Raw genomic sequence first — 22,439 nt, 5'->3', positions numbered from 1 at the left:
CAAGGAACTACTCCTCCAGGAAAGCCATCGCCAAGGGTGTGGAGATTGGAATGAAGAAAGCAAAAGAAACGTGAATCTAAATCTCCCCTGCCTCTTTTAAAATTCTTTCCACTATCTCATCGGAAATCCTGAAGCCGTTCTTTCTGAGGGTCTCTATGTGTGGTTTTATGTTCTCAATTAGCCCCCTCCTCTTTGCAATGAGGAGAATTCCCAAAGTCCCCGTGACCCTCAGTCCGAAACCCCTTGCGGCTTTCCTTGCGTCCTTGTCATCGAGAACAACGAGGTCGAGGTCTTTCTCAAGCGCAAGCGCTATGGTCTCCGCTTCTCCATAGTCTATCATCTCAAGGAGGAATCTCACAAGCCTCTGGTCGTTTACCTTGACTTTTCTCAGGAACTTAGCCCGAGCAATGAGGGATGACTCGTCATGGTCTGAACCTTCAATTACAGTTTCTTCATAAACGGCTTCTGTGATATAAACCTCATCGAACAGCCTATCCAATAAGTCAAGCAGTCCAAGTTTGGCGAGGAATATCAGAGGAGAAGAGTTGACCGTGACCTTCATGCGATTTCCTCCATGACCTTTAGGTCGTTCTCAAGCTCTTCCTTGTCGTAGTGTATTCCGCTACCTTCATTAGCGAGGAGCTCTATGAACTCCCACTTGCTCAACCCGGCTAACCTTCTCGCCTGGCCAAAAGAGAGGATGCCTTTCTCGTAGAGCCTTATGGCCAGCTCTACCTTGACCCTCCTCTCAACTTCCTCATCGGGGAGCTTAACTATTCCGGGAAGCTCGACAACAACTTTCTTTCCCATTTTCCCACCGTGGGGTAGTTTTGAAGAAGTGATATTTAACGCTTCCTGAAGTTGTTCTGCTCTAAAATGTTGGAAGAAACAAAAGGGCTTCATCCCTTGTGCGGGAAGAAAACAACCTTTCCGGTTTTTCCTGCGCGCATAAGCTCGAAGGCTTCCTCATATTTGTCGAAGCCTTTATATTTGTGAGTTATCACAGCATCGAGGTTGAGCTTGCCGCTCTGGATGAGGCTTGAAACTGTGTACCATGTTTCCCAGAGGTGCCTTCCGGTTATGCCGTGCACTTCCAGGGCCTTGAAGATTATGAGGTTGTTGAAGTCTATCGTCACTTCCCTCGGGAAGAGACCGAGGAGCGAAACGCGTCCTCCTGGAGTTACCGCCCTGAGACCCTGTTCAAGAGCTTTGGGAGCGCCGCTGAACTCGAGGAAGACCTCAACTCCAGCCCCGTCGGTTATGTCCATGACGAACTTGACTGGATCCTCCTCGAATGGATTGACGACGTAGTCAGCGCCGACCTTCTTGGCAAGTTCTCTCCTGAAATCGCTCGGCTCGGAGACGATGACGGGGTAAGCGCCGCTCGCCTTGGCAACGGCTATACCGAGCAGTCCAAGCGGACCGGCTCCGGTTATGAGCGTGCTCCTTCCAGCAATCGGGCCTGCGAGAACGGTATCAACCGCATTTCCAAGGGGCTCCTGAAGGGCCGCGTGCTCGGGCTTCATATTCTTCGGGTTCTTCCATGCGTTTTTAGCCGGGACTATTGCATAGTGGGCAAAAACACCGTCCATGTCGACGCCGAATATCTTGGTGTTCTGGCAGACGTGGTAGCGGTTGTGCTTGCACGCGTAGCACTTGCCGCAGACGATGTGAGTCTCTGCGCTTATGTAATCCCCAACCTGGAGGTCTTCAACGCCGGGACCGACTTCGATGACTTCTCCAGCCACCTCATGGCCCATTATCTGGGGCGGCTTAATCCTTGACTGAGCCCACTCGTTCCACTCGTAGATGTGCAAATCCGTTCCGCAGATGCTGGTTGCGAGAACTTTTATCAGAACTTCACCCGGGCCGGGTTTTGGAACGTCCACCTCAACGAGCTCAGCCCCGTAGGCCGGCTTGGTCTTCATAATAGCCTGCATCTTTTCGGTCATGGCTCTCATCTCCTACACTGGTGCATATATATGTCGCGGATATAAACTTTTTTACGGATGGACTACAACGATCATGGGGCAGGATTTTTATCGAAATTCAAACCTAAATCCTGATTTAGGTTTGAAATTATCTTAAGATTAAGGTTTGCCTTTCTACGATCTGACATAGAGGTTAAATACAGTACCAACGCAGTCGAATAGACATCGCTTGGGTGGTGTCTGAATTGGAGAGGAACGGATTTCAGAGCAGGAAGCCCCCAGTCAAGCGGGGGGAGCACTACAGGGTAAGGATTGAGTCCCTTGGAAGGGGCGGAGATGGGATTGCCAGGATCAGGGGCTTTGTTGTATTTGTTCCCAGAACAGAGGTTGGGGATGAGGTTGAGATCGAGATAAAGAACGTGAAAGAGCGCTTTGCCTTTGCCGAAGTGGTCGGATGAGTCAGTTCTTGGTATTCCTTCGGTTTTCTTTGTTTTTACATCCCCGCGCTGGCCCCAACTTCCGCCCAAATGGTGGAAAAGTTAATAAAACAGAATTTCGAGAACTTAGAGGGTGGAGGGAAAGAGATGGCAGTAATAGTAATGACGGGCAGGGGCGGAGCAGGAAAGACGACGACCACCGCCAATTTGAGCGCCTATCTCGCCCGAGGGGAATACCGAGTTCTGGCGATCGATGGAGATCTCTACCTCCCCAACCTCGGCTTCCATTTTGGAATAGACAACGTCAAGTACACCGTTCACTCAATACTGCGGGATCCCAGCCTGGATCCCGAGTGGGCCATCTACAAACACAAAGAGACCGGGGTCTATGTGATGCCCGGAAGCTCGAATCTCCACGATGTTATCGGCATCTCCCCTCAGGGCCTTAGGGATCTCGTTGAGAGGATTAAGTACAAGTTCGGCGTTGTGTTCGTTGATTCCCCTACGGGCGTTCCCTTCGATACCCTCCCCACCTTCGAAGTTGCAGATTACCAGATTATAGTAGTCGAGATCGAGAGATCTCCTATATACTCCTTTGAGACGATGGTTGAGAACGAGGTTAACAAACTCAAAGCCCTGGGAGAGGAATACGGGCTTAAAATAGGCGTTGTTCTCAACAAGGTCAGGGAATCGGCCGACGTGGTGGATAAGATAATCGACGTTATTGAAAACGATGTCGGTGTTCCAGTTCTGGGGTGGGTGCCCTTTGACGAGGCCGTTCCTGAATCAATAAACGTTGGTATTCCGGTTCTCGTTTACAGGCCCAAGAGTGATGCAGCTCTGGCCTTCGCTGAGGCCGGGGAGGTGCTTGAGAGCTGGATCTTCGGCTGATTTTGGGGGTGTTTCCATGGAGATGAGTTTCGAGGAACTGGTCGAGAAGGTAGCGAATGGGGAGATAAAGCTCCACCAGGTCGAGAAGTACACGGACGGCGACAAAAAGCTCGCCACTGAAATAAGGAGAAAGGCCCTCGAGAAGAAGTTCGGAATAAGCCTCGAGAACATCGGGCACTACTCGGTAGACCCGAACAAACTCATTGGCAAGAACATCGAAAACATGATAGGCGTCGTCCAGATACCGATGGGAGTTGCCGGGCCGCTTAGGATAAACGGAGAATACGCCAAAGGAGAGTTCTACGTTCCGCTCGCCACAACGGAGGGTGCACTGGTTGCAAGCGTCAACCGCGGTTGCTCCGCTCTAACTGCCGCTGGGGGCGTTAAAACCACGCTCATAGACGACAAGATGACGAGGGCACCACTCCTCAAGTGTCCCGACGCTAGAAGGGCAAGGGAGGTTGCAGAGTGGGTGAAGAACAACCTCGACTACCTTCAGGAGAAGGCCGTGAGTAAGGTCACCAGGCACGGAAAGCTTAGGGGGGTTAAGCCCTTCATCGTCGGCAACAACCTCTACCTCCGCTTTGAATTCGAGACCGGCGACGCTATGGGAATGAACATGGTAACCATCTCGAGCGAGGAGATCATGAAGGCAATCGAGGAGGAGTTCCCCGATGTGAAGTATCTGGCCCTCTCCGGCAACCTGTGCGTTGACAAGAAGCCAAACGCTGCAAACTTCCTTTTGGGGAGGGGCAAAACCGTCATAGCTGAGGCAGTGATTCCAAGGGAGATCGTCGAGAAAAAGTTGAAAACAACGCCTGAACTCATAGCTGAGGTGAACTACCGCAAGAACCTCGTCGGTTCAGCGCAGGCCGGTTCCTACGGCTTTAACGCCCACTTTGGAAACATAGTTGGGGCTATATTCCTCGCAACCGGCCAGGACGAAGCGCAGATAACCGAGGGCTCCCATGGCATAACCTTAGCAGAAGTCACACCTGAGGGAGACCTCTACATAAGCATAACAATGCCGAGCCTTGAGATCGGAACCGTCGGAGGAGGAACGAGGGTTCCAACACAGAGGGAAGCGCTCTCGATTATGGGCGTTGCCGGCGGTGGGGATCCTCCGGGAACTAACGCCAAGAAGTTCGCCGAGATAGTTGCCGGGGCAGTTTTGGCGGGCGAGCTCTCACTCCTTGCGGCGATAGCGGCGAAGCATTTGGCGAAGGCCCACAAGGAGCTTGGGCGCTGATTCCCCTCTCTTCTTATCCTCATGCTAGAGCCGCTATCCCCATGAGAAGCCGGGCTCCAAATGCCTGCTCCCATCCTCTTTTCCTGGACATATAGTATGACTCCAGAAGGAAATACACGAAAAGCACCGCCCCCGCGGTTACGGAGGAACCTAAAGCCGCCGAGTATGCGATAGCCAACAACGCTCCCCACGCCACCCGCTCCAGGGGTTCCAACTCCCGCACCAGGGAGGGCTTTATGACCATGTTTTCCACGAAGGCGCCTCCGATCATGATTATTGGTAGGGTGTCTGCGGGGTTGAGCCTGAGGGGGTAGGCCCCCAGGATACCAGCTATTAAGAGGACCGCAGATACAGGGGGCTTGCTGTTTGACAGTGCGATCTCTCTCAGGGGGCCCGTTCTGAAATAAATCAACGACGACACTACTGTAAGGGCGAGAACCGCTGGGCTTTGAAGCAGTATCACCGAGACGGCGTATAGGGCGGCCGTCCACATTCCGATGTATGCATTGAGGTCGAAATCCTCTCCCTGCCAGACAACCGAGAGAAGGGGTGTGCCTATCAGAAGGTACGCAAAGATCCGGGAATAAACGCTCCCTGGGTATGTTGCGAAGAAGATGACCCCCAGCGGGAGGAGCATGACCCTGGTGCTCTTTGAGTTCAGCAAGATCTCCCTGACTGTTCTCCCGAGGGTGTAGACTCCAATGGCGGCGTATGAAATTCCCAGTATTCCTGCCAGCAGTGCGTAGAGGGGTTTGTGCATGTACCATGTCCAAATGTGCAAAAAGGTTGACAGGGTGTAGCCCGCGGTGTAGCGGAGCATGAATGAAAGAGCCACCAGCTTGAGGACTCCATCCCCGGCCTTGGGCCCTATGAGGGCCAGAAACACCCACATAAACAGCACCGCTCCTGTAAAAAGGGCAGGGTGAAATGCTGGGCTTTTAATCTCAAGAACTACCCCGTATGCGTTCGGGTTTATTAGGGTTCTAACGTCTATGGGCGGGAAGAGGAGGAAAAGCACCGCTAGGGGTGATGTCAGTATCATCGTTTCGGTTCTTTTACCGATTCTATCTGGGAGGAGGGGATATGCGAGGATGATGAGGAGTGCGACAGTGGAGAAGAGGGTCCAAGGAGCGTTTTCAATCCGGGGATAGCTCAGATCGAGCATTCTCATGTACCAGTCCTGTCTTCCATAGCCAGTTATTGCCGGAAAAACGTAGAGGATCATGTCCGCTGTTAGGTAGAAGAGGAGGAGTGAGTACACCAGGAAGAACTTCCTGTCCATCCTTGAGGCAACGTCCAGAAAAACATCCACGAATAGGTCATCGAACTGGATTGTCTGTTTGAGGGCCGTCCAGGGGCTCTTCTTCCCTCGGGGGACGTGTAGAAGGAGAGCATACGCCAAGTATACAACTGCTAGGAAGGAAACGATGTTGCTCACAAATAGGTCGTAGAGTTGGGCAACTGGGTAGGCCACTATGACTGTGAAGAGAAACACCTTCACTCCTCCATTAAGGCAGAGGCCCGAGAGGTACAGGTACAGGGGAAGGAGAACGAAGACCGCCACGAGGACGGTATCGTTGAGTATCCCGGCGTATCTGATCAGAACCTCCTGCGGAAAGTACGAGCGGAGTATCGGGTTTATCTGGGTCAAGAGCATTATAACGTAGAGCGGGAGGAGGTTTATTTTGATCTTCATTTCATCTCCGAGGAACTCGGAAAGGAGGGAGTACACGAGGAAGAGTCCAGTTATGCGCAGGGCTATATCCACGTAGAGTGAGGTGATCTGGAACCCGAAAAACGAAAGAATGTAGAGGGCGAAGCCAATGGCCTGGGCGATGAGTGATGCATCCACCGCCTCCCTTTCGCCGAAGTTAAGAAGGGGTATGCCCATGGCCTTCCCTCACTTTTTCCCCTTCCCTCTGTAAAGCCACACTCCAAGGGCACCGAGACCTACCAGCCCTACGAGGATGTAGGGAGTTCTGCTGTTACTGGCTTTCTGAGTGGTGCCCCCCTTGTTCTCTTCAGTAGTTGTGGTGGTTGTAGTTGAAGTGGTGTTTGAATGCGGACTAACCCCTTCGAGGGAAAGTCCGGCTTTTTTCTCGCTTCCGGTGATCACCGTGTGCTCAACTATGATCCCCTTGGCCACTTCCTCGGGGGTGGCGTTGGTGAGAACCTCGAATCCCTTGGAGTACTCCTTCCCTTCCTTGGGATCCTTTATGTCGAATGCTATAACGGGCTCCCTCTGGATTATTATTGCCGAAGGTGGAAGCCTCATCTTGCTGACGTCGTGGGCTATCTCCTTGCTCACGTTGAAGATGATTCTGAGCGCCTCAACGTCTCCTTCCACCTTCAGGACATTTACCCTGTGGTTGATGTAGTAAGCCGGTTTTCCTCCTTCCTCAATCCGGTATATCTCCGTGGTTGCGTTGAAGGTGACCTTGGTTTCGTTCAGTGATACTGATTCAGTTTTATGCGGTATCTCCTTCAATGGCTTTCCAAATGGAACGAAGATTTCAGTGTAAGAGTCGGGTTTCAGTGTAAACGTGGTTGAATACACAACTTCCGTTCCATTGAGGAGTTCGAGGGTGTAATTGCCCCAGGGCAGACTCCAGTAAGAGACTGGTGAATGAAGATCCCAATCAAATATTATACTTCCAGGTATTCTAACCTTCAGACCCGAGAACTGGGGCACGTTTAGCGAAATTATTCCATGTGTCTTCAATAGTAGTGCGTGAATCCTGTCCCCGTCTCTTGTTAGATAGAGAAGGTACTCTTTGTTTGGGCTTAGCAGGGGTTTGAACATTGGAATGTTTTCTCCTGGGGCGAAGAATGGTCCCCCTGAAATTGAACCACTTCCTCCAAATCCAAAACCATATCCACTACATTTTTTGTCTAAGAATTGTTTACATTCAGAGGGACAATCCCTTGTCCAAACATTATGGTGCATGAGACTTTTACCACGCGTGAGGTATTCTGCTGTAAAAATCATACCCGTATTTGGGAGCAGAACAGGGGCACTCTCGATATGTGGGTATCTGGTTCCGTTGTAGTCCTCATGGGGAAAATCGCACCCGATTATCGTTCCATTGTCCTTTATCAGTAGGAGATAGCTTCCTTTCGATGTTATATTCGAGTATGGGAAGAAGTTAATGGTAACGTTGTTTAGGGTAACTGCAATGTAGTCATCGTACGGGGAGGAATCGAGCGCAACCAAGCCTGGGAGAGTAATGTTCCAGAGCATGTTTCCGGTGTACGAGAGCCCCACCAAATCGGAGATCCCCTTAATGCTTGTTCCGTTCACGAGTTGATACAGTGCCACCACGATAGCGTTTTTGGTGAGGCTTAAATCACTGGCGTGCCAATTGTCGAAATCTATTCTCCTCACCAATTCCCCAGAATCGCGAGCCAGCACAAACAGTGTTGACGAGCGGTTGTTAAATTCAACGGGGGGTTCTAATGAAGATACGTAGCTGGCAAGCAGAAAAACGTTTTTGTCATCTGCCTCTACGTCCGCCACTGAAACCACCGGGAAGTTCCCCTTTGGGACTGTGAAGTTCCAGAGAAGGTTTCCATTTGGATCGTACGCTAGAACGTACTCTCTGAATCCATTGGGGAGCATTTCCCACTCGCTCACGCTCACTGTTATTAAGTTGGGGAAGTACCTGACGTCAGAATAGTATGACGATCCTGCGGGTGCCGTTTTCCTCTCCCAGATAACTGAACCGGAAGTGGCGTTTAGAAGGTAGAGCAGACTTCCGCGGCCATAAGCACCAGAGTCCACCGACAGTGCTATGGTATTACCTTGAACGGCGATGGAGGTTATAACGCCCGTTGAATTGAGGGAATCGAAGCTGTTCTTCCACAGAAGAGTACCGTTGATCGAATAAAGGAAGACAGTGTTATCGACGCCTATCACAAAGAATTCATTGCCCGCCGCGTAGGTTATCCAGTTCTGGGGGATGGAGGCTTGGCCTACATTAATCTTCACCTCGCTGAGGGTTCCTTCCCAGAGTTTATCTCCGTAGGCTAGGGAGTACGGAATCGTTGATAGCTCTAAAATCAGGATCGTAAAAATTACTAGACCGTAGATTTTTTCCTTCCTGATCATTTTGACCACCGCAAGAAATCGTACGTAGGGAATTTAAAACTATCGAAGAAAATATGTGCGGATAGGGGTGCATGTATTAATTCGCCCTCGATTGAGCGCGTATTTTTGCTTTCCCCGAATGAACTCCCCTTTTGAAGCTGGGTTATCATCCCCAAGGGTCCACCGCAACCCTTTTAAATGATCACAGCAGTGCTACATAGACTATATAGACTATTGGTCAGCAGGTAGAATATAGTGATAGCGATGCTGGTGACAGCGACTGCCCTCTTTATGGCGTGGGCGATAGGGGCAAACGACAGTGCAAAGGCAGTCGGAACCGCCGTGGGCTCCGGAATAATCGGCTTCAAAAGGGCTGTGCTTATAATAGCCGTGTTCGTAACCATGGGCGCCATACTGGGCGGTTCCGGGGTTTCCAACACGGTGAGCGGGTTAGCCGGGGGTATGGGCTGGTTATCCCTAGGACTGGTCCTCTTCAGCGCTGCCTCCGCGGTCACCCTCGCAAGCCTCTGGGGGAACCCCATCTCTACCACTCAGGCGATAATAGGGGCTCTCGTTGGAGCTTCACTCGCATCGGATCTCCCCGTTAACTGGTATGTAGTTGGTAAAATCGTCCTGACTTGGGTGATCTCGCCGGCTCTGGCGGGGGCCCTCTCCATAGCCATATATGCGCTCTACAAGATGATTCTCAACAGGATCAAACACCTCGGGACTCTGGAGCTGACACAGAAGTGGCTCGCTTTCATAGCGGCCGCCTATGCCTCATTCAACCTCGGGACCAACGAGCTGGCCAACGTGATAGGCCTCGCGGACGGCGGGTCATCTGCGAGGATCCTTCTGGCTCTAGCCCTTGGGCTGGGTGCGCTGACGTTCAGCTACGAGGTTATGATGACCGTTGGGAAGGATCTAGCTCCCCTCGGTCCGACATCCGGCTTCTCGGCCCAGATGGGAGCGGCCCTAGCAGTTACAATTGCCAACCTCTTTGGGATTCCCGTAAGCTCAGGTCAGGCCATAGTGGGCGCCATATCGGGTGTGAGTCTCTACAAGGGTGGTCCGGTCAACAAAAAGGCCCTGAAAGGGATTCTTAGAGGATGGATAACGGCTCCCCTTGGGGCAGGGCTTTTAGCTTTTCTGCTCGTCAAGCTGTTCGCAATCCTTTGAAGCTTTTTAAAGGGCTCCACCAAATTAGAGGGGGTGAGAAAATGGCTGATTTCAGATTCGAGGTTAAGGCGCGAGACGCCGCGGGAAGGATTGGGAAGCTGACCGTAAACGGGAAGACCATAGAAACCCCCGCCATAATGCCGGTAATAAACCCCAAACAGCTCATCGTAGCTCCGAAAGAGCTCAAAGAGATGGGCTTTGGGATGGTCATAACCAACTCCTACATCATCTACAAAACCCCCGAACTCAGGGAGAGGGCGCTGGAAGAGGGGATTCATAAACTACTCGACTACGACGGGATAATCGAGGTCGACTCCGGCTCCTTCCAGCTCATGCGCTACGGGGGTGTCGAGGTCACCAACGGCGAGATAGTGAGGTTCCAGCACGATATCGGCGTCGATATCGGCACCTTCCTTGACATCCCAACGCCGCCGGACACTCCGAGGGAGAAGGCGGAGGAAGACCTCAGGATAACGCTGGAGAGGGCAAAGGAAGCGGAGGGGATCAAGGAGATAGCCATGAACGCCGCGGTTCAGGGGTCGACCTATCCAGACCTCAGGACGTACGCCGCGAGAGAACTTAGCAAGATGAACTTCGAGATACACCCGATCGGCGCTGTGGTCCCCCTTATGGAGGGCTACCGTTACAAGGATTTGGTGGACGTTGTAATCGCTTCAAAGCAGGGCCTCAGGCCAGACAGGCCGGTTCACCTCTTCGGCGCCGGCCATCCGATGATCTTCGCCTTGGCCGTCGCGATGGGTATAGACCTCTTCGATTCGGCCAGCTACGCCCTCTACGCCAAGGACGACCGCTATCTAACTCCAGAAGGGACAAAGAGGCTGGAGGAGCTTGAGTACTTCCCGTGCTCCTGTCCCGTCTGCTCCCGCTACACACCGCAGGAGCTCCGCGAGATGCCGAAGGAAGAGCGAACAAGGCTTCTAGCTCTGCACAACCTCTGGGTGATTAAGGAAGAACTCAACAGGGTGAAGCAGGCGATAAAGGAGGGAACGTTGTGGGAGCTGGTTGACGAGCGCGCGAGGGGTCATCCGAAGCTCTACGCGGCATACAAGAGGCTGCTGGAGTACAGGGAGTACCTTGAGAAGAACGAGCCTGTAACCAAAGCTAGCGCCTTCTTCAAGGTGAGCGAAGAGGCTTTGAAGTGGCCAACGGCAGTGAGGGCGAGGGAGAGGGCCGGACGAGTTAAGGTCAAGTTCCCTGAAACGATTAATCACCCAATATTCGGGGAAATACCTAAGTACCTAGGCTTGAGCTATCCCTTCGCCCAGAGTGAGGGCGAGGAAGACTTTACCATAGAAAGGCCATCAAAGGAAGAGGCGAGGAACTACGTAATGGCGATAGCCGAGTACCAGTTTGGAGAGGGGGCAGGTGAGGCGTTCAAGGATGCCTTCGTAGAACTTTCCAGAAAGACCGGGATGCCACGGCAGATAAAAGCCAGAGGCAAGCACCTCGCCACGTTTAGAGCAGAAGACGGCCTGCTGACGCTCGGCATTGAAGGGGCCAGGAGGCTCCATGAAGTCCTCCCGTTCCCGAGGATGCGCGTTGTGGTCGATGAAGACGCGGAGCCATTCGCCAGGAAGGGAAAGAACGTCTTCGCCAAGTTCGTCGTTGATGCGGATCCAAACATTAGGCCCTACGACGAGGTTCTGGTCGTCAACAAGAACGATGAACTCCTGGCGACGGGCCAGACGCTCCTGAACGGCGAAGAGCTGAGGGTATTTCAGCAGGGGCTTGCCGTGAAGGTTAGAAGGGGAGTGGAGAAGTAGTCATGCAAGGTACTCCCAGTATCCCTTTCTTCTGAGCCATTCCCGTATTTCCCGATGCAGCCATCCTTTTGGGACTGGCTTTTCTACGTTCATTCCGTATTTTTCAAAGATTCCGCGGCACTGCTCCGGGAAATTCTCGCAGAGATAGACGTAGCTTATCACAACCAGGAGCAGATAGAAGCGCCGTATGAACCACGGCCCATTGGTGCACTTTTCATTTTCACTTCCTTCGCCCTCCCTGCACTCGGCTTCGTCACGGAGGGCCTTGAGGTAGGGCCTCATTGCCAGGAAGGAATCCAATATTAACCCCCCATACTGCTCCTGGATGAACCAATCCCCCACGAACTCTCTGTAAACAAAATATCCCACGCGATTCAGGATTTTGCTTGCTTCGCCTACGATTTTCCTTTTTTCATTGTCCTTCATGAACTCCTCCACTGGAAGGCACATCTTTCCGTTCTCCTGGTCCCACCATGAGCGGATTTTGCGAAGCTTGTCCTTTAGCGATTCGTCCATCATGCCGTAGGTTGCGGAAACTGCCTCGAAATTGAGCTCCTTTATCGCTATATCCAGCTCGTAGATTGTAACCGCCATCATTACCGTCGCTATTGTAGAGGCGAGGGTCAGAACAATGAGTGTGCTGTTGACGTCGTGGGTAAACGCCCAAGTGGCCGCTGTGGCGATGAAGATCACGACTGCGGAGACAAGGGCTACCGTTTTTATGCCTTTCATGGTGACCACCGGATTATAATCCACAGCCTAACGATTACAAGCTCTCCCCTAGCCCTGCGCTTACCTTCCAAACCTTCTCTGCCTCTTCTGGTACTCCCTTATTATCCTCAGGAAGTCTATCTTCCTGAATTCAGGGAAATAGACGTCGACGAAGAAGAGCTCGCTGTAGGCTATCTGGTACAGCAGGAAGTTGCTTATCCTTATCTCGCCACCGGTTCTTATTACTATGTCAGGATCGGGCATGTTCGGGTGGTACAGGTAGCGCTTTATCAGATCCTCATCTATCTCCTCCGGCTTTATCCGTCCCCTAAGGGCATCCTGAACTATCTCCCTGACTGCATCGGTTATCTCGCTCCTTCCGCCGTAGGCTATGGCCAGGTTCAGGGTGTAGTTGCTGTACTTTTTGGTGGCTCTCTCGGCCTCTTCAGCGGCCTCCCTAACGTTCTCAGGGAGGAGCTCCTTTCTCCCGATGACGTTTACCCTGATGCCGTACTTGTGAACCCTCTCGTCGCTGACCAGCTCCCTGAACTTTTTCTCGAAGAGGTTCATGAGAGCGTTTACCTCCTCTGGAGAGCGCTTGAAGTTCTCCGTTGAGAAAGCGTAGGCAGTAAGCGTTCTTATCCCCAGTTCACGGCACCATTCGAGAATCTCTTCAAGCTTGTTGGACCCGAAGAGGTGACCGTACCAGGGAGGCTTCTCAAGCTTCTTTGCCCACCGCCGGTTTCCGTCCATGATTATGGCCACGTGCCTCGGTATGTTTCCGGATTTGACCTTCTCCAGTAGGTACGACTCGTAGAGGTCATAAACCGGTTTAAAAATAAGGGGGGGAACCTTTGAGATCAGACGGTAGAACATCTCCAACCCCTTACAGTCTCTTCCTCTTCTCAAGATGGAGTTTTGCCAGCTCCATGTATATCTCCGCGTTCTTCTTCGTCCACTCTACCTCTTCCTCGCTGAGCTGTCTAACGACCTTTCCGGGGACGCCGACAACGAGGCTGTAGTCTGGAATCTCCTTGTTGGGGGGAACCAGAGCCCCTGCACCGATTATCACATGCTTCCCTATCTTGGCACCGTCGAGGATCACCGCGCCCATTCCGATTATGACGTAGTCGTCTATGGTGGCCCCGTGGACTACGGCGTTGTGGCCGATGGTCACGTACTTCCCAACCTTTGTTGGGAGGCCGTGGGAAGTGTGTATGCTGACGTTGTCCTGGACGTTGGAACAGCAGCCGATGTAGATCTGCTCTATATCCCCGCGGAGAACGGCGGAGGGCCAGACGCTCGTCTTCTCCTCAAGGACGACGTCGCCGATTACCGAGGCACTCTCGTCGATGAAAGCCGTCTCGTGAATTTTGGGCTTCTTCTCACCCAGCGCGTAAATAGGCATCCAAACCACCTCCAGAGAGGGTTTGAGGGGTGGTTTATAAAGATAACCTGGGAACAACTATATAAGCTCCCGCCCCAGAGTATAACGGGTTGTGGCCATGAAATACAGAAGGGGTGCCAGCGCGGAGAGGGAGCTTATCCACAGGCTTGAGGAGAGGGGCTTTGCGGTGATCCGCTCAGCGGGGAGTAAGAAGGTGGACATAGTAGCGGGCAACGGAAAGCTCTACCTCTGCATAGAGGTGAAGAGCACGCATTCGGACAGGCTCTACCTGAGTGAGGAGGATATCGAGAAGCTGAGCGCTTTCTCAAAGAAGTTTGGAGGCAGGGCTTTTCTCGCTGTAAAGTTCGTAAACCGGGAGTGGAGGTTTTTTGAGCCAGATAGGCTCGTGAAGGCCGGGAAGACCTATAGAGTGAGCTACTCGGATGGGGGCATGACCCTCGATGAGGCTCTCGGAATTCAGAAAACCCTTCTGGGGGTGCTGAAGAGTGAGGGGAGTTAGACTCATCCTTGCCGTCCTGCTCGTGGCTTCGGTTCTCCCTATACCCTTCGGAGAGGCCGCACAGTCGCCGCCTTTTGAGATGGCCCCGGTAAAGGACGTCGTGAGCGTCCTTCCGGGAAGCCTCGTGAGTATTCCCGTGAGGGTTGCCAACCTCCGCGGCGAGAGCCTCACCAACCTCACACTCTCGGTTGTGTGGGAAACCCACGCCGGCAGTTACGTGGTCAACCGGACTCTCTCCATCGGTCCCTTTGAGAGCACGGTCGCTGATCTGAGTCTTAAAGTTCCGTTTCTCCCTTCCGGGAACTACACTGCAGAACTCGTTGGAACGTGGGGCAACTTCTCAGTGGGGCGGAACATCACGATAATGGTTGAAAAGCTTGTGCAGTACTCCCTCTCAACCGATGCCAATGGCCCCTACACGTATGGGTCCGATATCTCCATACACGTCTCGGCCACCTCTTACTCCAACGATATGATCGCAGGGCCCATCACGGCGATGATTATGAGGGACGGAGAGGCTGTCATGAAGTACCAGACTGAAATTGGGCTTCAGCCGGAGGAAACGTGGACCCACAAGCTCATAATCCCCGAGGCTAAAATTGGGAACTACACCCTTTTCGTCTCTGCCAATCTCTCGGGAGTCGTGAGGAACCTCACCAGAGATTTCCAGGTTCTGCCGAGGCACTACACTTATTCTGTGGAGTTTAAGAACGGAAAAATCCTCGTAGGGGTGTACTTTGCCAACGGAACTCCCGCGAAGGGTGTTGAGGTTCAGATAAACGGGACGACGCTGTTTACTGATGAAGACGGAAAGGCCGTCTTCGTGCCGGAGAGGCAGGGACTCTACACCGTCCGGCTCAACCTGGACGGGATTACGAAGGAAGAGACCGTGAAGGTTGAGTGGCACTACAAATACGAGCTCTGGTACGGCGATGGAAGGATAAACGTCAGGGTTCTCTATGAGAACGGAACCCCTGCATCTGGAATACTCGTCGAAATCAACGGTCAGAATGCCACAACGGATCACAACGGCGTGATCCACTTCCCAGTAAACCAGCCGGGTGTGTACGAGATCGTGCTTCACCTTGGGGAGGGAATTGAAAAAACCTTCATCCAGGTGGGGAAGCTCTTCGTCATCCCCGAGATTCGGGGGGATAGGCTGTCCATAGTAGTTAAGGACTCCAACGGGAACCCGGTTCCCAACACAACCGTCAGCATTGCAACGGCTTCAGGGGAGCTTACTTTTGTGACGGATGAGAACGGCACTCTCCTCATTCCTCTGAGTAAACTCGGCCACGGGACGGTCTCAATAAGCGCGAAAGCTCGGGGATATATTGGAGACAACAGAACGCTTACCCTCCCAGAGGCCCACAGCACGACATCCCCCACGACGACCACTGCTCCGGAGGAAACGACCTCCACTACATCAACGGCCGAGGCAAGTCCGGTTGGGGAGTCGAGGAAAGGCCCCTCAGCATGGGAGGTACTCGTACTCGTTCTATCCATAGCGATAGGGGGAGGAAGTTCCTATCTGGCCTTCATGAGGCCGCACGTCATTGAGGAGGAGCTCGGGAGGTACTACTTCGTCAAGCTCAGGGCACCCCGCCTCGTTTCCCTCAGGGGCTTCAGGTGGGAGAGGGGAATGAACGCCGTTGAAGTCAGGGCGACGAAGGGGAAGGCCATGATTGAGGGCTCCAAGGTCGTGTGGGAAGTTGAGGAGCTGAAGCCGGGGGAGGAAGCGGTTCTCCAGGTTGTCCTCGGCTGAAGTTTCTTTTTTCTCAAAAAACCCTGGCGTAACCCCACTTCCTCACGCTCGTCAGGATCGAAGTTTCGGTACTTCTTATGCCTTCGATCCGGCCCAGCTTCTCTATGAGGAAGTTTTCAAGTTCCTTGAGGTCTCTCACGGTTACCTGCATCAGGATGTCGTGGGCACCGGTGGCTATGCCCAGGACGTCCACCTCTGGCAGTTCGCTCAGCTCTTCCGCCACTTTCTTCACCCTGCTCGGCTCTGCATCCACGGCTATGAACGCTACTATTGAATATCCAGCTTTAAATGGATTGATCAGCGCGGAGAACCGCCTTATGACTCCCCTTTCCACCAGCCGTTTTACCCTCAGTCTGACCGTCGATTCGGGCACCTTGAGTCTCCTTGCTATCTCCGAGTAGCTGGCCCTTCCGTCATCCTGAAGGATCCGGAGTATGAGTCTGTCCAGGTTGTCAAGTTCATCATTTTCGCGCATTTTTATCCCCTCAATTTTTCAGTTTCGTTCTTTTATATTTAAATATTTTTGCGTAATCAGCAAAATTTTGGCGAAATACCTATTAGTTCCAAACGCGTATAGCAGTACGGTGGGATCATGGGCATACCCAGAACCAAAGAGGAGGTCGTTGAGAGGTACTCCCGGGTTTTCCCAAGGGCATCCCGGGTTACGTACACCCCCCTCGTGGGAGTCAGGGCTGAGAACGCCAAGGTGTGGGACATTGAGGGTAGGGAGTACATAGATTTCCTTAGCGATGCGGCCGTCCAGAACGTCGGCCACAACAACCCCAGGGTCGTCCGGGCCGTTAAGGAGCAGACCGACCGGCTGCTGCACTTCACTTTCATCTACGGCTTTCCCGTGGAGCCGCTCCTCCTGGCGGAGAAGCTGGCGGAAATAGTGCCGGTGAGAGGGCCGAAGGTCTCCTTTGGGCTGAGTGGTAGCGATGCAAACGACGGTGCGATAAAGTTCGCGAGAGCCTATACTGGAAGGAGAACAGTCCTCAGCTATTTGAGGAGCTACTACGGTTCCACCTATGGTGCCATGAGCGTAACGGGTCTCGATTTTGAGGTGCGTTCGAAAGTTGGGGAGCTCAGCGGAATCCACTACATCCCCTATCCGAACTGCTACCGTTGCCCCTTCGGGAAAACCCCGAAGACATGCAGGATGGAGTGCGTGGAGTACTTGAAGGAAAAATTCGAGGGGGAGGTCCATGCCGAGGGGGTTGCCGCACTCTTTGCTGAGCCCATACAGGGCGATGCCGGTATGGTGGTTCCGCCGGAGGATTACTTCAGGAAGGTCAAGAAGATCCTCGATGAACACGGGATCCTCCTCGTAGTCGACGAAGTCCAGAGCGGCTTGGGACGGACCGGGAAGTGGTTCGCTATAGAGCACTTCGGCGTTGAGCCGGACATAATCACCCTCGCAAAGCCCCTCGGCGGGGGACTGCCGATAAGCGCGGTAATCGGGAGGGCCGAGATAATGGATTCCCTCCCTCCTCTGGGCCACGCGTTCACGCTCAGTGGGAATCCCGTCGCCAGCAGGGCCGCCCTGGAGGTAATCGAGGAGATAGAGGAGAGAGGCTTATTAACGAGGGCCGAGAAGCTTGGGAAATACACAAAGAAGCGTCTGGAGAAGATGAAAGAGGAACACGAACTCATAGGAGACGTCCGCGGCCTGGGTTTAATGCTCGGCGTCGACCTCGTGAAGGACAGGGAAACAAAGGAGAGGGCCTATGATGAGGCGAGGAAGGTGGTATGGCGCGCCTACGAGCTGGGTCTTATTCTCGCATTCCTCCAGGGAAACGTGCTCCGCATACAGCCGCCGCTCACGATAGAAGAGGAGCTCCTCGACGAGGGCCTCAACAGGCTCGAGCGGGCAATCGCCGACGTCGAAGAGGGGAAGGTGCCGGACAGCGTTCTGACGAAAGTGCAGGGCTGGTAGTCGGGAGTTTTTGAATTTTTGACAAATCCTTGTTTATTTCTGCGCCTCCCGAAAACTTTTTAAACAAACTCCTACACAGGTTGAGCGGGCTTTAATGGAAAAAGTTGAGACAATCGAGAAGCCGGTTTTGAAGATTGGAGTTGAGGAAAAAGTTGAGCCCGCGAAGGCTTTGGTTTTCGGCCTTCAGCACGTTCTTGCAATGTTCGGTGCGACCGTCACGGTGCCGCTCGTCGTCGGCGGTGCCATCGGCATGAGCGGCGACCAGATAGCGCTCATGATACAGGCGGTTCTGCTGGCGATGGGCATAGCGACACTGCTCCAGACCACGATAGGTTCCCGCTACCCGATAGTCCAGGGGTCGAGCTTCGCCTTCATACCCGGACTAATAGCGATAGGCTCTTCCCTAGGGATGGCCGCGGTTCAGGGTGCACTGATAGTTGGAGGCCTAATCGAGGCGGCGATAGGCTGGCTCGGGATAATAGGGAAGGTCAGGAAGCTTTTCACGCCGCTCGTTACGGGCGTTACGATAACCCTTATAGGCTTCAGCCTGGCCAACGTCGCCGTGAAGAACTTCTTCAACTTCTACGCTGACCCCTCCGGTTCCACCCTCGTCAAAGCCAGCCTGGTGGCCCTGGTAACGTTCCTCACGACGGTCTTCGTTGCCCTAAAGGCCAAGGGGAGCCTGAAGGCGATGCCAGTGGTTGTCGGCGCGGCGGTTGGATACCTCGTTAGCATCCCACTCGGGCTTACAGACTTCGGGCTCGTGAAGAGCCTGCCCGTTCTGAGCGTCCCGACCCTCTTTCCCTGGGGCCGGCCGGTGTTTGACACGAGCGCCATAGTGATTCTCCTATTCGCGTTCATGGTGAGCATAATCGAGAGCGTCGGCGACTACCACGCTATAGCGACGGTAACCGGCTCCGATATAACTGGGAAGCACATAACCAGGGGCATAGGGAGCGAGGGGCTGGCGTGCTCGATAGCTGGCCTTCTTGGAGCCTGCGGGACGACGAGCTACTCCGAGAACATAGGGGTTGTGGCTCTCACAAAGGTCGGCAGCAGGCACGTGGTTCAGGTTGGTGCTGTGATCCTGATGTTCCTCTCCCTTCTCCCGAAGTTCGCCGGAATACTCGCCTCGATGCCTGCGCCGGTTCTCGGCGGACTCACCCTAGCGCTCTACGGCATGATAAGCGTTACAGGTTTGAGGCTGATAAAGGAGAAGGTGGAGTTCAGCGACAGGAACACACTGATCCTTGCGGCGGCGCTCATAGCGGGCCTCGGCGCACCCCAGCTCCCGCCGGAGTTCCTGGCCCACTTCCCCGAGCTGATAGCCAGCATCCTCGAGTCAGGGATGGCGGTAGGGGCCATAACGGCGATGGTTCTGGAGAGAATACTCTGAACTTCTCACATTTTTAATTCTTGGACTTCGCCCTGCGGTCACAAAAAGGTCAAAACCGTCATGGTTGCTGAGAACGGGTCCCCTTTGAGATGCTAAATTAAAGGAAAAGAAAAGTTCACTCCTTCTTTTCCTTGGACTTGGGCTCTTCCTTTTTCTCTGCGGGCTTTTCCGCAGGTTTGGCGGCGGGCTTTGGCTTGGCGGCCGCTGGGGGCTTGAGGCCGTAGCCGAGTATCTTGAATTTGAACTCTGTGCCGTCCCTGAGGTAGTAGGTAACCTCCTTCGTCTCCTTGTTGAACTTGATTCTCTCAACAGGGAAGCGGTAGTCGTTGAACTTCTCATTGAGCTCCCGCACCTTCTTCGGATCGATGGGAACCCAGTCGTAGAGCTGGAGATCCTCTTCAAGACCGGCCGTTGTTAGGTAGTAGTTCTCAACGTGTCCCAGCGCACCCGTCGGGCAGACGTCAACGCAGAACTGGCAGAATGTACACCTGCCGTAGTCCACCTTCGGGTGCGGCCTCTTCTCGACCTTGCCGTCCACCTCTATCCACGTCATCTCTATTGCCCTGGCCGGGCATATCTGGCCGCAGAAGTTGCAACCTATGCACTTCTTCCAATCGAGGGTGTGGAAGCCCCTGTACTTCGGAGCCGGCTCTATCTTCTCATAGGGTATCTTTATCGTTACGGGCTTCTTGAAGAGGTACTTGATGCCCATCCAGGGCTTGACGAATGACTTCTTGAGCTTGACCTTCTCCTCGCCCACAACCCTAACCCTCGGCTTCTCAACGCTCTCCATCTTCATCACCTGTCTATGTCCGGCGGGCAGTTGTCCAGGGTCTTCAATATGACAGGGACGTCGGCAAGGCGCGCTCCCTCAAGGAGCTTCTCAAGCACTGTTACGCCGTGGCTCTGGCTTGGACCGCGGAAGTGGGCTCTGTAAGGCTTGTGGGTTCCATCGCTGACGACGAAAACCCCGAAGTCACCCTTGGTGCTTTCCACGTGGGCATAGGCCTCTCCTTTAGGCGGTTTGAACCTCGGAAGTGCCTTGAGCCTTGGATCCTGAACCATGTAGGGCCCGCTCGGCGGCCCCATGTCGAGGAGCTGTTCGAGTATGTAAAGGTCCTGCTCCATTTCGTATCTTCTGACGAGGGTTCTCGCGAGGCTGTCGCCCTCTTTGAGGATCGGAACCTCGAACTCGAGCTCCGGGTAGTAGAGGTACGGGTCGTCCTTCCTGACGTCGTAGGGAACGCCCGTTGCCCTGAGGTTTGGCCCGGTTACAGCGTGTTTAAGGGCGAACTTCTTGTCCATGACACCTACTCCCTCAGTCCTCTCGAACATAATGTAGTTGTCGAAGAGTATCTCATCGAAGTCCTTCATCTTGCCCTTGATGTATTCGACGGTGTCCCTGAGCTGACGGAGCCATCTGTCGCCAGGTATGTCTCTCCTGACCCCTCCAGGCACAGTGTAGATGTGGTAAACCCTTCCCCCGGTGAGCTCCTCGTAGAGACGCATGAACCTCTCACGGTAAGCTGCCGCCCACTGGCCGGCTGTGTAGAGGCCTATCTCGTTCCCAAAGCCCATTATCCAGAACATCCACGCTGCCATCCTTGCCATCTCGAGGACGACCGTCCTTATCCACTGGGCCCTGTCTGGAACCTCCCAGCCAACTATCTCGTCGACGGCCATGGAGTAGATGTTCTCGGGGACGTCGCTCTCAGGGACACAGATACGCAGGATCAACGCGATGTTGCTGAAGTAAGGCCTGTGCTCGGCGAGCTTCTCGAAACCCCTGTGGAGGAAGCCAGGGTTGACTATCGCCTTTTCTATCCTGTTGCCGTCCATCTTCAGGATTATGCTGAAGTTCTCGGTGGCCATGTGCTGTGGGCCGAAGAACAGCTCGTAGGTGTCCTTGTCTATGGGGTGGAGGTACATATCGTGCTGCTTCGCCTCTTCCCTCAACTCCTTCGGAACTTCAGGATTCGTCATGATCATCACCTCATATCACGTAGTTCGTCTTGCTCTCATCATAGCGGTCGAAGTCCTCACCGTAGATGGTCTTGACGTAGGAGAGCGTGTTGAAGTCCTTCCTGAGTGGGTGCTTCTCGTACTCCCTCGGCTCGAGTATGAAGGGTCCGAGCCTCGGGTTGCCCTCGAAGACTATTCCGAAGAACTCGTGCGCTTCCCTCTCGTAGGTCTCCGCCACCGGCCAGATGTCCATGACCGTTGGGAGCTTGGCGTCATCCCTTGGTATCCTCACCTTTACAAAGGCATGAACGCTCTCGCTCACGCTCCAGAGCTGATAGGTTACCTCGAACTGTCCCTCCTTGAGCCAGTCGACAACGCTTATCTGCATGAGCATCTCGAACTTCTCGCTCGCTAACTCAAGGAACTCGTGTATCCTCTCAACTGGGACTGTGAACTTGATGCGTCTCTCGCGTATAACCTCCCCCTCCGCGTATGGGGCTTTTTCAATGAGCGCCTTCACGAGCTTTCCCTCTTTGGTGTCGGGCAGGGTCGGCTTCTCCTCCACGGTTGTCTCCCCCTGGACTTTCTCCTCGACCTTGGGCTTCTCTTTCATATCCATGCGAGCCACCTCCTAGCGTCCTTCTCGCGCCAGCCTTCCCCGAAGAGTTCGTCCTGGTTCTTCCTGTAGTATTCGTAGTTCTCCCTATAGCGCTTCCAGCCGTCGGCGGTTCCATCTTCGATCTTCTTCATGATGGTCATGATCCCGTCCATGACTGCCTCCGCCCTCGGCATGCAGCCGGCTATGGCCACGTCAACCGGTATGTACTTGTCGAGCTGTTTGACGACGTTGTAGGAGTCCCAGTAGACCCCACCGTTTATCGGGCAGGAGCCGTGGGCGAGGACGTACTTGGGATCCTGCATCATCTCGTAGGTTATGATTATCCTCTTGAGCGTCTTTGGAGTAACGTATCCAGTGATGAGGAAGAGGTCGCCCATCCTTGGGGCGGGGTTGGGCATTATTCCGAAGCGCTCGAAATCGTACCTGGCAGTGGCGAGCGGCGGCATCTCTATACCGCCGCATCCCGTACAGAACGCCACTATCCAGAGGCTCTTCTTCCTGGCCCACCTGAAGAGGGGCTCGAAGAGCTGGAACTCCTTCAGTTCGTAGTGCACCACATCACCGTTCTGCATCTCGCTCATTACC

The 22,439-nt window shown here is 53.7% G+C and carries 22 protein-coding genes; 9 read left to right on the top strand and 13 right to left on the bottom strand.

From position 1 onward, the window contains the following. Nucleotides 1–76: 76 nt before the first annotated feature. From A3L09_RS07910 to tdh, 3 genes are all read right to left on the bottom strand, one after another. Nucleotides 77–562 carry a DUF3368 domain-containing protein gene (locus A3L09_RS07910; protein ID WP_088858430.1) on the bottom strand — a complete coding sequence of 162 codons (486 nt, stop codon included), beginning with the start codon at nt 560–562 and terminating at the stop codon, nt 77–79. Continuing rightward, a complete protein-coding gene (locus A3L09_RS07905) occupies nt 559–810 on the bottom strand; it encodes a UPF0175 family protein (protein WP_088858429.1) in 252 nt (83 codons plus the stop codon). Before A3L09_RS07905 ends, A3L09_RS07910 begins: the two co-directional genes overlap by 4 nt. 89 nt (nt 811–899) lie before the next feature. After that, on the bottom strand, nt 900–1,952 hold the full coding sequence (tdh, locus tag A3L09_RS07900) for an L-threonine 3-dehydrogenase (protein WP_088858428.1): 1,053 nt from the start codon (nt 1,950–1,952) through the stop codon (nt 900–902). A 224-nt stretch (nt 1,953–2,176) separates the two neighbouring features. Between tdh and A3L09_RS07895 the strand changes: the two genes are divergently transcribed. The 3 genes from A3L09_RS07895 (at nt 2,177) to hmgA (ending at nt 4,508) form a co-directional block, all read left to right on the top strand. Beyond that, nucleotides 2,177–2,389, top strand: coding sequence for a TRAM domain-containing protein (locus A3L09_RS07895; RefSeq protein ID WP_088858427.1), 213 nt, complete (start codon nt 2,177–2,179; stop codon nt 2,387–2,389). A gap of 126 nt (nt 2,390–2,515) precedes the next feature. Continuing rightward, entirely contained in the window at nt 2,516–3,259 is a 744-nt protein-coding gene (locus tag A3L09_RS07890; protein WP_088858426.1) for a MinD/ParA family ATP-binding protein, read from the top strand. 22 nt (nt 3,260–3,281) lie between these two features. Continuing rightward, entirely contained in the window at nt 3,282–4,508 is a 1,227-nt protein-coding gene (hmgA, locus tag A3L09_RS07885; RefSeq protein ID WP_088859034.1) for a hydroxymethylglutaryl-CoA reductase (NADPH), read from the top strand. 19 nt (nt 4,509–4,527) lie between these two features. Here hmgA and A3L09_RS07880 read toward each other — a convergent pair whose 3' ends face one another. Next, entirely contained in the window at nt 4,528–6,399 is a 1,872-nt protein-coding gene (locus A3L09_RS07880) for a hypothetical protein (RefSeq protein WP_088858425.1), read from the bottom strand. A gap of 9 nt (nt 6,400–6,408) precedes the next feature. Continuing rightward, nucleotides 6,409–8,616 carry a PQQ-binding-like beta-propeller repeat protein gene (locus tag A3L09_RS07875; RefSeq protein WP_088858424.1) on the bottom strand — a complete coding sequence of 736 codons (2,208 nt, stop codon included), beginning with the start codon at nt 8,614–8,616 and terminating at the stop codon, nt 6,409–6,411. A gap of 243 nt (nt 8,617–8,859) precedes the next feature. On the opposite strand from A3L09_RS07875, the gene A3L09_RS07870 reads away from it, so the two are divergent. Then, nucleotides 8,860–9,774: an inorganic phosphate transporter gene (locus A3L09_RS07870; protein WP_232473624.1), complete on the top strand. Its 915-nt coding sequence runs from the start codon at nt 8,860–8,862 to the stop codon at nt 9,772–9,774. A gap of 41 nt (nt 9,775–9,815) precedes the next feature. Then, a complete protein-coding gene (gene tgtA / locus A3L09_RS07865; RefSeq protein ID WP_088858423.1) occupies nt 9,816–11,558 on the top strand; it encodes a tRNA guanosine(15) transglycosylase TgtA in 1,743 nt (580 codons plus the stop codon). On the opposite strand, the gene A3L09_RS07860 is transcribed toward tgtA, so the two are convergent. From A3L09_RS07860 to A3L09_RS07850, 3 genes are read right to left on the bottom strand one after another with little or no spacing between them, the layout of a single operon-like run. Next, nucleotides 11,559–12,290: a hypothetical protein gene (locus A3L09_RS07860; RefSeq protein WP_088858422.1), complete on the bottom strand. Its 732-nt coding sequence runs from the start codon at nt 12,288–12,290 to the stop codon at nt 11,559–11,561. Between the two features lie 60 nt (nt 12,291–12,350). Next, nucleotides 12,351–13,145: a polyprenyl diphosphate synthase gene (gene uppS, locus A3L09_RS07855; RefSeq protein WP_088858421.1), complete on the bottom strand. Its 795-nt coding sequence runs from the start codon at nt 13,143–13,145 to the stop codon at nt 12,351–12,353. A gap of 10 nt (nt 13,146–13,155) precedes the next feature. After that, nucleotides 13,156–13,677, bottom strand: a complete 522-nt coding sequence (locus A3L09_RS07850) for a gamma carbonic anhydrase family protein (protein WP_088858420.1) — start codon at nt 13,675–13,677, stop codon at nt 13,156–13,158. 97 nt (nt 13,678–13,774) lie between these two features. Between A3L09_RS07850 and hjc the strand changes: the two genes are divergently transcribed. Together hjc and A3L09_RS07840 are read left to right on the top strand one after the other, a co-directional pair. Then, a complete protein-coding gene (hjc, locus tag A3L09_RS07845; protein ID WP_088858419.1) occupies nt 13,775–14,176 on the top strand; it encodes a Holliday junction resolvase Hjc in 402 nt (133 codons plus the stop codon). Then, complete coding sequence (locus tag A3L09_RS07840) at nt 14,163–15,941, top strand: Ig-like domain-containing protein (RefSeq protein ID WP_088858418.1); 1,779 nt, start codon at nt 14,163–14,165, stop codon at nt 15,939–15,941. The genes hjc and A3L09_RS07840 overlap by 14 nt, the downstream gene beginning before the upstream one ends. 13 nt (nt 15,942–15,954) lie before the next feature. Here the strand turns inward: A3L09_RS07840 and A3L09_RS07835 are convergent, their stop codons facing one another. Next, a complete protein-coding gene (locus A3L09_RS07835) occupies nt 15,955–16,416 on the bottom strand; it encodes an Lrp/AsnC family transcriptional regulator (protein WP_088858417.1) in 462 nt (153 codons plus the stop codon). A 117-nt stretch (nt 16,417–16,533) separates the two neighbouring features. On the opposite strand from A3L09_RS07835, the gene A3L09_RS07830 reads away from it, so the two are divergent. Together A3L09_RS07830 and A3L09_RS07825 are read left to right on the top strand one after the other, a co-directional pair. Further along, a complete protein-coding gene (locus A3L09_RS07830) occupies nt 16,534–17,877 on the top strand; it encodes a leucine/methionine racemase (protein WP_088858416.1) in 1,344 nt (447 codons plus the stop codon). 94 nt (nt 17,878–17,971) lie between these two features. Continuing rightward, complete coding sequence (locus tag A3L09_RS07825; protein ID WP_088858415.1) at nt 17,972–19,273, top strand: uracil-xanthine permease family protein; 1,302 nt, start codon at nt 17,972–17,974, stop codon at nt 19,271–19,273. A gap of 115 nt (nt 19,274–19,388) precedes the next feature. Here A3L09_RS07825 and nuoI read toward each other — a convergent pair whose 3' ends face one another. Genes nuoI through A3L09_RS07805 form a run of 4 tightly spaced genes read right to left on the bottom strand, consistent with a single transcriptional unit; the run spans nt 19,389 to nt 22,426 of the window. After that, the gene (gene nuoI, locus A3L09_RS07820) at nt 19,389–20,066 is read right to left on the bottom strand and encodes an NADH-quinone oxidoreductase subunit NuoI (protein WP_088858414.1); all 678 of its coding nucleotides are present in this window, start codon (nt 20,064–20,066) and stop codon (nt 19,389–19,391) included. 5 nt (nt 20,067–20,071) lie between these two features. After that, the gene (locus A3L09_RS07815; protein WP_088858413.1) at nt 20,072–21,256 is read right to left on the bottom strand and encodes an NADH-quinone oxidoreductase subunit D; all 1,185 of its coding nucleotides are present in this window, start codon (nt 21,254–21,256) and stop codon (nt 20,072–20,074) included. 10 nt (nt 21,257–21,266) lie between these two features. Further along, nucleotides 21,267–21,854 (bottom strand): NADH-quinone oxidoreductase subunit C, encoded by a 588-nt coding sequence (locus A3L09_RS07810; protein WP_198362265.1) that lies wholly within the window; start codon nt 21,852–21,854, stop codon nt 21,267–21,269. Then, entirely contained in the window at nt 21,845–22,426 is a 582-nt protein-coding gene (locus A3L09_RS07805) for a NuoB/complex I 20 kDa subunit family protein (RefSeq protein ID WP_394335193.1), read from the bottom strand. The genes A3L09_RS07810 and A3L09_RS07805 overlap by 10 nt, the downstream gene beginning before the upstream one ends. Nucleotides 22,427–22,439: the final 13 nt, after the last annotated feature.

The sequence above is a fragment of the Thermococcus profundus genome, from assembly GCF_002214585.1.
Lineage (GTDB): Archaea > Methanobacteriota_B > Thermococci > Thermococcales > Thermococcaceae > Thermococcus > Thermococcus profundus.
This window is presented reverse-complemented; position numbering and strand designations above follow the sequence as displayed.

Bases quoted from the DNA above. Each gene is read 5' to 3' on its own strand.
- hjc (WP_088858419.1), top strand. From the start codon at position 13,775: ATGAAATACAGAAGGGGTGCCAGCGCGGAGAGGGAGCTTATCCACAGG.
- hmgA (WP_088859034.1), top strand. From the start codon at position 3,282: ATGAGTTTCGAGGAACTGGTCGAGAAGGTAGCGAATGGGGAGATAAAG.
- uppS (WP_088858421.1), bottom strand. From the start codon at position 13,145: ATGTTCTACCGTCTGATCTCAAAGGTTCCCCCCCTTATTTTTAAACCG.
- A3L09_RS07805 (WP_394335193.1), bottom strand. From the start codon at position 22,426: ATGCAGAACGGTGATGTGGTGCACTACGAACTGAAGGAGTTCCAGCTC.
- A3L09_RS07860 (WP_088858422.1), bottom strand. From the start codon at position 12,290: ATGAAAGGCATAAAAACGGTAGCCCTTGTCTCCGCAGTCGTGATCTTC.
- A3L09_RS07910 (WP_088858430.1), bottom strand. From the start codon at position 562: ATGAAGGTCACGGTCAACTCTTCTCCTCTGATATTCCTCGCCAAACTT.
- nuoI (WP_088858414.1), bottom strand. From the start codon at position 20,066: ATGGAGAGCGTTGAGAAGCCGAGGGTTAGGGTTGTGGGCGAGGAGAAG.
- tdh (WP_088858428.1), bottom strand. From the start codon at position 1,952: ATGACCGAAAAGATGCAGGCTATTATGAAGACCAAGCCGGCCTACGGG.
- tgtA (WP_088858423.1), top strand. From the start codon at position 9,816: ATGGCTGATTTCAGATTCGAGGTTAAGGCGCGAGACGCCGCGGGAAGG.
- A3L09_RS07875 (WP_088858424.1), bottom strand. From the start codon at position 8,616: ATGATCAGGAAGGAAAAAATCTACGGTCTAGTAATTTTTACGATCCTG.
- A3L09_RS07825 (WP_088858415.1), top strand. From the start codon at position 17,972: ATGGAAAAAGTTGAGACAATCGAGAAGCCGGTTTTGAAGATTGGAGTT.
- A3L09_RS07890 (WP_088858426.1), top strand. From the start codon at position 2,516: ATGGCAGTAATAGTAATGACGGGCAGGGGCGGAGCAGGAAAGACGACG.
- A3L09_RS07880 (WP_088858425.1), bottom strand. From the start codon at position 6,399: ATGGGCATACCCCTTCTTAACTTCGGCGAAAGGGAGGCGGTGGATGCA.
- A3L09_RS07810 (WP_198362265.1), bottom strand. From the start codon at position 21,854: ATGGATATGAAAGAGAAGCCCAAGGTCGAGGAGAAAGTCCAGGGGGAG.
- A3L09_RS07830 (WP_088858416.1), top strand. From the start codon at position 16,534: ATGGGCATACCCAGAACCAAAGAGGAGGTCGTTGAGAGGTACTCCCGG.
- A3L09_RS07850 (WP_088858420.1), bottom strand. From the start codon at position 13,677: ATGCCTATTTACGCGCTGGGTGAGAAGAAGCCCAAAATTCACGAGACG.
- A3L09_RS07870 (WP_232473624.1), top strand. From the start codon at position 8,860: ATGCTGGTGACAGCGACTGCCCTCTTTATGGCGTGGGCGATAGGGGCA.
- A3L09_RS07835 (WP_088858417.1), bottom strand. From the start codon at position 16,416: ATGCGCGAAAATGATGAACTTGACAACCTGGACAGACTCATACTCCGG.
- A3L09_RS07905 (WP_088858429.1), bottom strand. From the start codon at position 810: ATGGGAAAGAAAGTTGTTGTCGAGCTTCCCGGAATAGTTAAGCTCCCC.
- A3L09_RS07815 (WP_088858413.1), bottom strand. From the start codon at position 21,256: ATGACGAATCCTGAAGTTCCGAAGGAGTTGAGGGAAGAGGCGAAGCAG.